General features: G+C 31.1%; 5 protein-coding genes. All 5 read right to left on the minus strand.

Annotated elements, in window-relative coordinates; genetic code table 4:
- Positions 1-19: 19 nt before the first annotated feature.
- Positions 20-2,302 carry an ATP-dependent zinc metalloprotease FtsH gene (gene ftsH / locus ACWXVT_RS00470; RefSeq protein ID WP_455967642.1) on the minus strand — a complete coding sequence of 761 codons (2,283 nt, stop codon included), beginning with the start codon at positions 2,300-2,302 and terminating at the stop codon, positions 20-22.
- 57 nt (positions 2,303-2,359) lie between these two features.
- Positions 2,360-3,235 carry a tRNA lysidine(34) synthetase TilS gene (gene tilS / locus ACWXVT_RS00475; protein WP_455967643.1) on the minus strand — a complete coding sequence of 292 codons (876 nt, stop codon included), beginning with the start codon at positions 3,233-3,235 and terminating at the stop codon, positions 2,360-2,362.
- On the minus strand, positions 3,228-3,782 hold the full coding sequence (gene pth / locus ACWXVT_RS00480) for an aminoacyl-tRNA hydrolase (protein ID WP_455967644.1): 555 nt from the start codon (positions 3,780-3,782) through the stop codon (positions 3,228-3,230). The genes tilS and pth overlap by 8 nt, the downstream gene beginning before the upstream one ends.
- Positions 3,783-3,791: 9 nt before the next feature.
- Positions 3,792-5,969 carry an AAA family ATPase gene (locus tag ACWXVT_RS00485; protein ID WP_455967645.1) on the minus strand — a complete coding sequence of 726 codons (2,178 nt, stop codon included), beginning with the start codon at positions 5,967-5,969 and terminating at the stop codon, positions 3,792-3,794.
- A gap of 85 nt (positions 5,970-6,054) precedes the next feature.
- Positions 6,055-14,496, minus strand: coding sequence for a hypothetical protein (locus tag ACWXVT_RS00490; protein WP_455967646.1), 8,442 nt, complete (start codon positions 14,494-14,496; stop codon positions 6,055-6,057).
- Positions 14,497-14,513 lie beyond the last annotated feature (17 nt).

Raw genomic sequence — 14,513 nt, forward strand, 5'->3', positions numbered from 1 at the left:
GCTTAAAGCTGACTTTGGACTAATTATTAGAGTCTTTTTTATTTTCTTCGTCTTGTTGAGCTTTTTTTCTTCTTTCAAGAATTGCTTTTTCACGAGGTGTCAAATTGTTTTCATCCAAGACTTTTTCTTCTTTTTTAGATTCAGATGTTTTCTTTGAAAACATTGAAAAATCTAAAACGTCATTTGAAACTTTTAGTTGTCCTACTACTGCAGGAGCTGAGTCTTCAGCTTTTTCTTCAACCTTAGTTTCTTGTTGTGGTTTTGCTTCCTCTTTGTTTGGTTGTGTTGCTAATGAAACTAACTCTTCAAATGAAGGCTCATCATCATTTTTAACATCATAATGTTCTTTATCTTTTAGAACTTCCTCAGGCAATGACATATGTTTTTCAATATATTCAATTTCTTCTGCAACAATAGTTTCTTTAATAATTAGAGCTTGTTTAATTAATTCTAATAATTCGCGATTTTGAGAAATGATTTCTTCAGCTTTTCTTTCTGCTTCAGTAATGATGTGTCTAATTGCTAAGTCAATTTCTTGCGCCACTTTAGAACCAAATGAAGCACTTTTAGCATAGTCACGCCCTAAGAATGGGTTAGAACTATCTTCTTCATATTTGATAGGTCCTAATTCACTCATACCTCACTCAGTAACCATACGACGAGCAATTTGAGTTGCACGAGAAATATCATCACTAGCACCTGTTGAAACATTGTCGGCACCGTAAATTATCTTCTCTGCTGCTCTTCCACCCATGTATGAAGTTATCACAGCAATTAAGTCATGTTTAGACATATTGTATTTTTCTTCTTCAGGCATCATCAAGTTGTAACCACCAGCATTTCCACGAGGAATGATGGTAATTTTTTGAACTTTGTTTCCGCCTTTCATTTTTAGCCCAACAACAGCGTGTCCGGCTTCGTGATAGGCAACTGCAATGTTTTCATCTTTTGAAATTGTTCTTGATTTTTTAGCAGGTCCTGCCATTACTCTATCGATTGCTTCATCAATTTGATCCAGAGTAATAACTGAAGAATTTTCTCTAACGCTTAGTAATGAAGCCTCATTAATAACGTTTTCTAATTGTGCTCCACTAAAACCTGGGGTACGTTTTGCAACTTTAGCAAAACTTACGTTTTTATCCACTCTTTTTCCGCGAGCATGTAGTTTTAGAATTGCTTCACGCTCTTTAACGTCTGGTAATCCTACAGTGATGGTTCTGTCGAAACGTCCAGGACGCAATAGTGCAGGATCTAAAACGTCAGTACGGTTTGTTGCTGCCATAATCAGCACACCACTATTTTCTGTAATACCGTCCATTTCAACTAGCAATTGGTTAAGAGTTTGTTCTCTTTCATCATGTCCTCCACCAATACCAGCTCCACGCGTACGACCAACCGCATCTAGCTCATCGATGAAAATGATAGCCGGTGCATATTTTCTTGCTTCACGGAACATTTCTCTAACTCTTCTTGCTCCCATTCCAACAAATAGTTCAACGAAACTTGAAGCAGAGATAAAGAAGAAAGGCACATTAGCTTCTCCAGCAGTTGCTTTTGCAAGTAAAGTTTTTCCTGTTCCTGGAGGACCTCCTAATAAAATACCTTTAGGAATTCTTGCTCCCGCAGCAGTATATTTCTTAGGATTTTTAAGGAAATCGACAAGTTCCATAACTTCTTCTTTTGCTTCTTCATTTCCAGCAATATCACTAAATTTAGTTTTTGAATGAATTCTGATAGCTTGACTTTTTGAAGCATTTGCCCCCAAGCCACCACTTTGTCCTTGTCTCATCATTAAGAACATGATTAGACCAAAGAATAAGACATAAATGATGATTGGTAATAGAAGACGAATTCATGAAACAAATCCGTTTTCTCTTGGTACTTCAACTGATTTAAATGAACCTATAACAGTTTTTCCATCTTTTACATAAGATAAAGCATCAGTTCAGATTGCATTGTTTACTGGGTATAGTTCATATAAGCTCTTCATCTGATTTGACGAAGCATAAACATAACCATTCAATGCCGATCCATTGTTTACATATTCAAAAGCTATTTGATTTGTAAATGGATTATCGCTAATCGAAGTAAAGTAGATGTTATCTGATGTACTTGCAGATGCATCTTTTAAGGCTTGTTGGAATGTGTTAAGATCAATTGCAGTAGCATTTGTTCTTCTTAAAACACTAACAACAACGATTCCGATAATAATTGCAACAAGAACTAAAATAACTATTGCTCATTTAGTTGCTTTTGAGCGGAAGAAACCATTTTTTTTCGGTTTGTTGTTTTGGTTATCCATTACTCTCCTTTCAAATTATTAATAAAATTATATGTGTTTTTATTCAAAATAAGTCTTTTACTTGATTACTAAGATGTTGTTTTTCTTCGCTAAAAAGATATCATTTGCCAATTTGTATTGCTTTGCACCATTTTTTGCTTCAATAAATTGTCAAATTGAATTCATTTTTTTACTGCTGATATTAATTGAACCAAAATGAATAGTTAGAAAAAGATATAGTACTTCATTTTTATTTTTAATAGCTTTTAAAACTTCAGGACGACAAGAGAAAAGATTGCTTTCTCAATATTTGTATTGTCTTTTTACTTTTAAATTACTAATACTTTTTAGTAAATTTATGAATCTAAATTTTCAAAAAATCAATTGCTTATAGAAATAAGATTTTGACTTTAATTGATTGCGAATTTTGTTTCTTTCATAAATATCTAAATCGTTAGTATAGTCTAAAGCATAAGGAATTTTCTTGCTTGCTAATTTCTTTAAAATTTGTTTTTTGCTAAGTTTATAAATAAATGGGCGATAAACATTCATCCCATTTATATAAGTATGTTTTTTGATGCCAAAAAAAATTTTTTTTCGTTTTTGTTGTTTTTGCAGCAAACAAGTTTCAATAAAGTCGTCTTTGTGGTGAGCAACTACTAGCTGATAACAATTTTCTCGCTCATAAATTGTTTTAAAGAACTCATAACGAATTTTTCTAGCATGATCTTGGAAGTTGCTAACTTTTTCTTCTTTTTCATTAACATTTAGAACTTCAAGTTTTAAATTGTATTTTTTGCAAAAATCACGCACAACCTGTTCATCAATGTCGCTATCAACACGTTTGTGATAGTTGACGCAAGCAACAATAACATTTGGTTCTTTGCGATACTTGTAAGCAAGTAACATTGAATCAGGACCACCACTGACTGCAAGCAAAATGTTTCTAGTCATTATTCTCTGTGTTAAATTGCGTTATTGCAAAGCGAATATCATTAAAAATGCATGTTTCTAATACTTGTGCTGATTTTTCCATCACTTGTCTTACTATTTTGTCTTGTTCAGGACTAAAACGATTAAGAACATAATTTTTTAGATTACCAATTGGTCTTCCAATTCCAATCTTTAATCTCTTAATTTCTTTTGTTCCTAACTTTTGAATTATGTCATCTAAACCATTGTGTCCACCAGCCGAACCTGAAGTTTTAATTACTGCCTTTCCTACTGCATGATCCATATCATCATAGACAACAATCAAGTCATCTATGTTAATTTTGTAAAATTGCATTAAAGCTTTAACAAAATCCCCACTGCTGTTCATAAAAGTTAGTGGTTTAGCAAGAATGTAGTCGTCAGTTTTACTATATTCTCCTTTAAATTTTTCACGAAAAGCAGGAGCTTGTAATCTTGAAGCTAGAATATCGATAACATCAAAACCAACATTGTGGCGTGTGTGTTCGTATTCTTTGCCAGGGTTGCCTAAACCAACAATAAGTTTCATGTTACCTCCTTATAATTTTTGTCACAACAATTTGATTGATGTGTCTCTTTTTGAATCGTTGTCATTTTGAATTCCAAATTCTAGTGCGCTTTGTTCACCATAAATAATTGAAAGTTCTTTTGCTCGTGTTATCGCAGTATAAATCAGTTTCTTGGATAGCAATCTTTTGGCTTCGCTAAATAAAACTGTCAGTACAACATCACATTCTGAACCTTGATATTTATGCACGCTAGTGCAATAAGCAAGCATAGTTTTGTTTTTAAACTCAGAAGGAGTATAAGCTATTGTTTTTCCATCTTCAAAAACTACGTATACAAATAAAACATTACCTTCTTCATTAGCTTTGGAATAACTAATTCTATCGACATAGCCAATTTCACCATTGAAAACATTTCTTTGCACATCATTTTCTAAATTAATGACTTTATCATTCAGAAAAACTTTTCTTCCGTTTACATTGTGCTCTTTTTTGTTTTCATGCTGCGATCAGAAATTTTGTAATTTTTCATTTAAGTTATCTATTCCGACTGGGAAATCATAAATCGGTGAAAGGATAGCAATTTGTTTCTTGTTAAAACCTTGAGAAATCAATCTTTTTACTTCATCAATAATTTGGTCTGTTAAGTTTAAACGTTGTGTTGGTATAAATTTTGAACGTTGTTGAGAAAACAACGGCAAAAGACCCTGATTTATTTGCTTTGCATCATCAATGATGGCAAAGTTTTCTTTCTGACGATAATTTTTTTCTAGATAGATAGTTTTAAAAATATTGTTCTCAATAAAATCACTAATCAAGTTACCAGGACCTATTGCTGGTAATTGATCGCAATCGCCTACTAGAATAATTTTTTGTAAACTGTTGTTCTTTATTCCTTTTAGTAAGTGATAAAAAATTGTATTTGAAACCATTGAAAACTCATCAATGATTAGAACTTTGATGTCTAAAGCATTATTTTCATTAATATAGAATTTTTGTGCGTCTGTATCTCATTTCAAAAGTGAGTGAATAGTTGAAGCACGTACAGTGTTTTTTTTATTAAGATTAATGGTCGCCCTTCCGGTTGGGGTTACAACAGCTATGTCATCTTCATGGTATAAAGTCATTAACTTGCGAATTATTTCAGTTGTTACAACTGTTTTTCCAGTTCCTGGGGCTCCAGTAATTAGTGATAATGGGTTATTCAGTGCTTCTTGAACTGCATTTGTTTGAATGTTATCAAGATATGATGATGAGTAACTCACTTTTTTTACATTAGCATTATTAGTAATGTATTTTAATCTTCTAACAATGTAAGTTTCCTGCTCGAACAATTCCCGCGGTTCTAAGATGTTATAGTTTCCGCGTTTAATTTTTAAAATGTGTTTATTTTGTTCTAGAGTATCAACTACTTTTTTAAAATCTGCAGAGGTTAAAACAATATTCTTTGCTTCTAATTCAGTTCATATTTTTGACTCAAAAACTCTTGTATTTCCTGAACTAAAACAAAAATCAAGAATTAGATCATAGATTAAAGCCATAGTTTTTCAGAAAGCATCATTTTTGTCTAATTTTGATGCTATTTTTTCAACGTCCTTGAACTTCGCTTCTGCCATGTCAAAGTAAAGTTGTCAAGGATTCGAACCATATAAATCAAAAAAGCTGTTGCTTTTGCAATGTTTCACTAAATTTGAGTAAAAGTTGTCGCTAAGCCCACATTCATATAAGAAAAGTTTAAGCTTGATGTTGTCTTGTGAAGAAGTTAAATCTGTTTTTAATAACTCAAAAGTTTCTCTTGAAATATTAAGATCTTTTTCTGAAACCAAGTTTTGCTTAATTTTTTCTAACACGTCTATACCCAAGCTGTCCACAATTTCCTTGGCTTTTGTTGCTCCTATTGATTTATAAGCATTCGAAGATAACAACTTTATCACGTTTTGATAATCGGCATTTGTTAACTTTTCCATTTTCACAACTAGATAAGTGTCTTTGTAACGCGCGTTATTAGCGTTCATCAAGTCTAGTTTATAAATGGAGTTAAACTCAAAATCGACATTCGAAGTATTGATAGAAATGCTACGAAACCTGTTTAAAACAAAGCTGGGGCTTGTTTTAACTTGTTCATCAACTACAAAACTTGAAATTCTAAAGGTATTATCTTTAGAAACGAATATATCTCTGACAAATCTTCCTTTTACTGTTTCACTCATAATATTTATTAATTTTACACATTTATACTGGCTTAAAACTAAAGTTTTAAGAAAAATTACCCAGCATTCAAACTGGGTAATTATATTATCTAATCTTGAATTTAAAGAATTTTGTTCCTGAGTTAAAGATAAGTGGTTTTTGTGTTAGATCTGATGTTGTGGTTGTTTGAGTTGGGTTATCACTAGATGATCAAATCAATTTTCCTCTTCCGCTCGCTTTGTATATTTTAGCAAATGCATCTGATGAGATGAAGTCATTATCTTTTAAATAACCTTTGCCATATCCACTTGTCGTAACTGTTGAATTGTTGTTAGGTACAACACTTCCTGTATCTACATTGCTTGCATACTTATTTAAAACATTGGCAGCAATATTGATAATTCATTTTTCTGGTGCAACTTGTCAAATTTGAGTGTCTGGTGTTCCACCAGTATATGAAATAGTGTAAGGGGTATAGTTTGAAGATAAACTTGGATTTGCTGAATCATGGAACGATGGATCTTTGTAATAACTTTGTGTTTCCATTCAACTATTGTATAAATACATCTTGTTATCTGATTCATTGTATTCAAACTTGAATTTGTATAGATAAACAGTAGCAGCAGGCATTGTGTATTGATTTTGGTACACAGAAATACCAGCTTTTGTAGGTGCATATGCCTTTCCTTGACCAACTAGATCACCATATTCACTAGAATTGGCAGCAGCTGCTGCAGTTGGCCCAGAAACTAATGTACCAGGTACAACTTCCACTAGAACTATTTCCTTATTGGTATCATCGGCATTTATCACAATCATTTGGTTAGCTAAATCTTGATAAATAGCTGAGAAGCCAGCTCTTTCATAATTTAGAACAGGTGAGTTTAAAAATTCAATTTTCATGTTTTCAATGTCAGTGTTGCTTGGTTTAAACATCACTAAAGCATTATTATTTTCTTTTTGAACTACTTGGTTTTTATTTAAATCAGAATTATTTGCTTTCAATGTATTTCTGAAAGCTTCGAACATTTTGTTTTCATATTGTTCTTTGGTCAAACCAGTTGCTCAACCAGCATCATTAACATCTAATAGAGCAACTTTTGATTGATAACCAGCGTTTTCACCTTGGAAAATTAGCTCACTACTTCCATCTGAAACTTGAGCTCAATCTACTGAATTAAATGATAATGTGATATCATCAAAACTCATTTCACCTGTTTTAACACCGTTTGTGTAAACATCGTACGGATCACTCCCTGTGATGATTGAAAGACTTTCAATGTTTTTGAACTCAGTTAAGTTGTTTGGTGTATATTCATACTTAAATCTTAATACTGCTTTTTTAACGGTTTCTGTGTCTTGAGAAGGGACAATTTTGTACCATGAACCATCATTTCATTTTAGTATTTTTACTTTTACATTTGTTTCATCGAAAATATATACAGGAATAAATTCATAAAACAAGTCTAAGAACGACTTGGCGTTTGTTATGTCTATCTCATCTGAATTTTCTTTTGCTAAACTAGATAAAACCGATCCAAACTTTCTTCTCGTTATTGACGGTTTAAGTCTTATATTTTTGTAATTTTGAATTTTTATTGCAGCAGAAGGAGTGGTACTCGAGCCATATAGGTATAACCCAGCAAACACACTTGTTATAAATTTAGAAGGCAAAGTTGTAAACTCATAAACGTGTTTTATTAGTTTAATCAAATGGGAATCTTCATATGTTTGTGATTTAAGGTGTTCATTAACCGCAAACAAAGTATGCTCGCTTGAAACGTCACTTATAGACAAACCAAGTTTATTTCTTCACATTTGTATGTTACCGTCAAGTATATTTCTTACGGTTACATTATTACCACCATAAACCTCTTTAATTAAATTGTTAATTGGTAGATTAGCACTTTCTTGAGTATTACTATATATTTTATTGGCTCTTGATTTAATTGATGAAACAAATGAATAATATGAATTTAGTATGTCGTTCATTGCACTTGCTTCTTGTGCAAAAGTACTGTTATAATCAAATTTCGACAAGTCTGGAGTAAAAGCATAAGTTGATCTTAGTTCAGAATATTTTGGTAAGAATTCGCTAACAAAAATATTTTTAGCGTCAGTCATTTCTGATTTAGTAAAAATGTCGTTTGCTCCTGCTTCCAAAATATATTTAATTCCTAATTGGTTTTCTGCATCAATAAGGAATGCTTTTAATTTATCAAATAGCCCAGTTGAATTGTTGTTAGCAAGTGTGTGTAATTTTTGATTTACATTGTTTGCTAATTGAGCAGGAAGATCTCCCAGTTGTCATCAATAATCTCTACTTTGTTTAAATCAAGTACTGAAATCATGATTTTCTGATAGACCTAATGTTAAGTAATTATCAATATTAAATGCCTTGTTAGAATGTTGAGAAGCTTGTGATACTAATGAAATCATTTGAGTATAAATATCATTTCCCGCATAGCTTCTAATTATTGTATCTAAGAAATCGTTCTTAGCTTCGTTGGCGTTCTTTATTACATTATCTAAACAACTCTTTATAAAGTCATAAGCATTAACAATAGCTACCGAATAAGTTTCGAGTGCTGTATGAATTCTCTTATTAACTTCATCAATAGGGTTTGAGTCGGCTGGTATTTCCTGATTTAACAAATCTAAAGTTTTAGCGTCAAAATCAGAATATAAAATCTGTGAAAAATCAGCATATTTTGTTTGCTCGCTATTGTCAATTTGTTCTTGAATTTTATTTTTTAATAAAGTGATTTTTTCTTTAACTTTATCAATATCAGATTTTCTTTGTTCAATAAGCTCACTTATTGCTGTATTTAGTGCTTCAACTGATTCCTTTTTCTGTTGTGTTGTTCCAGATTGTAAGTTTTGATTTGCATTTTGAACAACAGCACGCAATGCACTATATTTCGCTTTTGTATCAGAACTATCTTCATATGATTTGATACCAATATTTTCATATGATAGATACTCGTTTGCTTTGTTGATTGCTAATTTTAAAGCAACTGTGTTTTCAAACACAAAAGGAATCGATTTTTCTGTTTCTGTTGCATTGTTCAAGTATGTATTGTAAAGATCGTCATAATCAGCAGCACTACTATTATTTGTATCTATTGAATCTAATTTGCTTCTAAATTCAGTGAATAGAGACTCTAAATATGCTTTTTCTGATTGACTTAACACTCTATCAGCATCAACTTGCGCCCTAATGATTTGGTATTTATTTAAAAGATTTAATTTAGCGCTTTCACTTGCAAGCTCTTTTGTTTTTTGATTGATAGAAGCAACGTCTGTTGAAACATATAAATCAATAGCATCTTCTAATAGATTACTTAGTTTTGTTTTACTACTCATTACCTCTGGATAGTTAGCTTGTACACTATAGTAGATGGTATTTGAGGCCTTAACTTGTTTTGCTAGTTTTAATAAACTTTCGAATGCATCTTCCAATTCTTGTAGTTTTTTATTGACTGCAATGTTACCACTTTCAGCCTTCAATTGACTTAATTCTGTTGATTCAATATTTTGCTTATTAATTGCACTTAAAGAACGTGAGATGTATTTATAAAGTGTTGCAAAATCAGTCTTGAATGAATTTTGCTCTACTTTAGATGTTTTAAATGACTCAATATTTTTATTATTTGCCATTCTCGCACTGTGTAAGTCTTGAATAGCTTGTAGACTTGTTTTTAAATTATTGATTTGAGTAACAATTTTTTGTGAGTCTTTGTCATCTTCGTACCGCTCGCTAGCCTTAGGTGAATTTGTTCACAATTTTGAAAGCAATAATTCAATATCAGTTGCATACCCACTATACGTGTTTTCAGGTGCTTTTCAATCAGTAATTTGGTCTGAAACTATCTTAAGCTGTTGCATTAACTCCAAGGCTTTTTGAGCTCTTGCCTTTATTGCTGGTAAAAGCACCGAATTTTGTGTTCCGTCTGTTGCAAGTGAGTCGTTTTGAATATTATCTAATCATTTGTTAACTTGTGAAAGTTTTGTAGTTCCTGGTGTACCTGAGAATTCATAATATTTGACTCCGTTATCTTCGTTTGGTTGACCGTTAAGAACTAATTTTGCTTGTTTGATTAAATCTTCAATTTCTAAAGCTAATTCTAAATTATTTCTTGTTTCAATAATTTGTTGTTTTAGGGAATTTAACGTGTCAATGTTCATATCTTGTGGCACGTAATTATTTTGTGCTTTTTCAACAAGACTTTCCAATTCTCTTTTTAGATTTAGTGCACTCAATTGTGTTGTATCTTTAGCATTTTCTAGTGTATTTTTAGCTTTTTGTACTTCTTTTGATAAATCAATAACTTTGTCTTGATTGTCTTTTAATTCTTCAATAAAATCTTGTAATTTCTTTAGCTCATCAATAGATTTTGCGTCATTGTTTTTTTGTAACAAATTGTCTAGTTGTTCTTCTAATTTTTGCTTTGTGTCAGGATCTACTTCTGTTGCATTTGAGCTTAAATCATCGTTAAGTTGTTTTTTGATTCCACTAGTTTGATCTTGAATAGCATTGAAGTTATCAGTTTTTCACTTATCAGCTTCTTTTGAAAAATCATATGCTTTTTTCAATTCTTCATATTTTTCTGGACTATCGTTGTAATCTAAGTCTCTAGTTGGATAAGACTTGGTTAAAGCAGTAGCAAGACTTGACAATGATTGTTGTTTGCTTTCTTTTTCACTTGCATCCTGAATAGCATCTCATTCTTTTAATTGTTGAGCAACATTTGATTGCAATGAAGAAAGCTTTTCGCTGTCCGAAATCTGTTGTTTATATTGATTTATTTGTTCTTCAGTCAAGTTAGCGTTTGTTAATTTATTTTTAAGATCTTCTGTAAAGGCAAGAATTTTTGCCTTTGTTGTGTCTATAGCATTTTTGGCTGGATTTTCGACATTATCTGTATTGAAGTTGTCTGAATTCGCTAAAGCTTCTAGTTTTGTTAGACGGTTATTTAGCTTATCTCTTTCAAAAGCATTCAACATTTCAGTTTTTAAGTTTGCTAAAGTTTCTAAATCTGTATTTGGGTCTAGTTTAGCTGCTTCATATTTAGCTTTTGCCGCATCATAAAGTGGGAAAGTATCATTTTCATTTCCGCTCACTTGTTTTAAGGCTTCAATTGCAGCATCTGTTTTGTTAACAACATTTGTGTCAATATCATCAACAGCTTGTTGTCAGTTTGTATCTATTTTATTTTTAGCAGCTAGAATTTCAGCAATTTTGGCATCCAGTTCTTTTTTCTTGTTGTCTAATTCAGTGCTTGACAGGAAGTTAGAATCAACATAACTAGAATATTCAGCTGATAACGATTCAACCTCTGCTACTAAGTCTTCGTAAATTACTTTCTTTTTGTCATCTTTAGTAAAGATGCTATTTAAATTATCAAGTGACTCACTTAGACTTAATTTAGACTTTGCTACCTCGAAAGCAGTTTTAATATTTTTTTCTTTTTCTTGTGAGCTTTCCACTGTGTCATTTGCTAATAGAAGATTATCACTAACCACATTTTCTAACTCACTAAAAATGTTGTCATATTTACTATTTTTGTTTGAAGCAACTCAGTCTAAAGCATCTGCTGTGGTTTTGTTTAATGAGTCTATTGCTTTTATTTTGTCTAAAGCATCTTCAAGAGAAGTTGTTGAATTTGAGTTAACTAGGCTTCCATATCAAGTATTGGTAATATTATTTTTAGCATTTTCATATTGTTTTGCAACTTCAGAATCAGAGTCAGTAGTTTTATTTGCAATCCCTTGATTATATTTAGTAATTTTATCTTTTAATAAAGCGTTGTTTGTTTCGGTCTCACGATTTTTCAATGCATCGATTTCACTCTGTAAAACACGAAGATCAGGAACTAAATCAGAGTTGATTTTGCTTACCAATGAACGAGCTTCTTCGATTTGTGCGCTATTTAGTTGTTTTGCACCATTAACGAAATCTTTAGCATCGGCATCTGATGTTACTTTTTGTTCTTCAGTCTGCAGCTTCTTAATTTCTTCTTCAATTGAATAAGTTAGAGACACAGCATCTTTTACTTTGTATATTTCTTGTAATAGACTTGCTTTATCTTCATCTGACAATTGTTTTTGTTCACTTAGTTTCTTTAAGTCAGCAGCTTTTTGAACTATTGTTTGGTATCCTGGTTGAGATTTTAATTCATCAGTGTTGTAATATTTGTCCAACTCTTGTTGAATCAAGTCTAGACCGTTTGTCAAGTCAGCACTTTGACCTGAGTCTTTTAGTGAGTTTAAAGCTGATTGTAATTGTTTTTTGAGTGATTCAATATCTTCTTTTTTAGCATTTTCATCAGCAAACAATTGTTCAGATTGTTCTTGTAATTTTTTGATGTTAGCTATTTGGTCTTTTAATTGCTCTTTTTTAAGTGGGTCTTTAGAAATGTTTTCAATTAAATCATTAATTTCTTTATTTGTAGCGTCAATGTCGTTCAAAGAATCAATGTTTTGACGATAGTTTTGAATTGATTTATTTAGCTCATCAAGTTTTTTAGTTAGATCGTCAGAAGGTTCTTGGTATCAAGATTGATAATTTAATTTGTTATATTCGTCAAGATACTTATCCAACATATCTAATTGTTTTTTAACTGCATTAGATGGTTTTCAAATTAAATCATTAGCACGGTTATATGTGATACGAGCATATTTATCCGCATCATCATATGTTTCTTTTAGTTCAATAGTTTTGTAGATAACTGAAGCTTGAGCGAGCTCTTTCAATCTTCTTATTAATGCATCTTTATAAATTTGAGCAGTATCAGTTGTGTCGTCTGCAATTGATTTTGTATATTCCTCTTCGATGAAATCTTCGATTTGTTTTGCTAATTCATCAGTATTTGGTTTGTTGTAAATCAATGCCAAGAATTGTGCAATTTTTGCATCAATACCGTTTAGCGATTCAATTAAAGTTTGGCGATATTTTTCTTCTAAAGAAGCACTTAATGTCTTAGCATCTCCAGAGCTTAAATTTTTGTTATTGAAAACTGAATCAATTTGTAAATAAATTTCTTTTAGTTTAGCTTTCAAAACATCTTTGTCATCATTAAATCAAGAAACGTTCGAATATTGTGAAATTTTGTTGTTTAAGTCTTCAATACTTTCTTTGGTATTTTTAGCAAAAAGTTGTGCTGAAACAACAGCCGCCACATCGCTGGCAACTTTACTTATTTTTTTATCAAGACTTTCAACAGTTAGATTTGCATTAACCGACTGTGTTAATTCTTGTTTTAGTAAGTTGTATTTTGCACTATCAATCAAATCTTCGTTAAAACTATCACTTAGTGATTTGTGAATGTTAGCTATTTTTTGTTCTAATAGTACTAAGTTTGAAAACTGACTTGTGTAATTTGCTTTTGACTCTATAACTTCATTGTAATTGTTGTTTTCAATAAAGTTTTTGTAGCTATCAGAATTTTTGATGTTTTCTGCGTAAGGTTTCAAGACTGAAATTTTGCTTTCTTGCGATGAAAGGTAAGAATTTCAGTTATTTTTAATTTCTTCAATGCTTTTTGTTCTATCAATGGCGTGAGTTGCTGCATTTGAAGTTTCAGCAGATAACTTTTCAAAATCATCCACACTTACACAGTTATTTAATTTATCAAGATAATTATTTGCTAAGTCAATTAATTTTTGACTTACTACAGAATTTTCAGTATTCTGAGTAGCAAAAGTCTTTAAAACATTGATGTTTTCATTGATGTTCTCTACGAAATTATCAATTTTGTCTTTGTTACTTGTGTAAAGATTTAAAACATCTTGTACTTTATTTTTTAAGATTGTTAATTCATTGTAACTATATTTTGATTCTAACAATTTAAATTCAATTTGATTAATTAAATCATTAGCTTGATTTTTAAGAACTTTGCTTGGTAATGAATCAATTTCTTGTTTGTATAGCACTAGATAATTAGTGTCATTTGCTCCTAAAACATTATCCAAAAGTTGTGACTGACGGCTGTTTGCGTCAGTTAACATTTCACTAAAATTGTCTAGTAATTTTAGCTTATCTTCTTTTGAAATATTGTTATACTCCGAAACAAATATGTCAATATCAGTACTAAATTGTGGATTGTTAGCATAGTAGTAAGAATAAACGCTTTGTTCTTGGATACGGTTTCTTTGTGAATAAAGAAAACTTTGTAGCTCTATTTGATTGCTTGAACTAAGGCTGTAGTCAATATTGTTTTTTAGTCAATTAATTACATTATTTAAGAAAGTATTTTGGAAATCATTGATTGCTTGAATTTTTTCTTTACGTGTTTTAGTTTCATCTGCTCAACTACTTTCAGCTGTTGTTAATTTTTTATTTAAATCATTTTGTGATTCTTGACTAAAATTTCAAAAATCTTTGTAAGTTTGGAATTGCTCTTTTGAACGAGTGAAAGTTTTATATAAATCGCTTTGATTTTTATCAAAGTCTTGTTTGGTTAGAGCAAGTCCTACAGTTGATGCAGTTATAACAATACCCAAAACAGAACTTAATGCAAGTAGTACTTTGCTTGATTTAGTCATAATATCTCCTTATTTCC

The organism is Mycoplasma sp. 1573 (assembly GCF_053851775.1).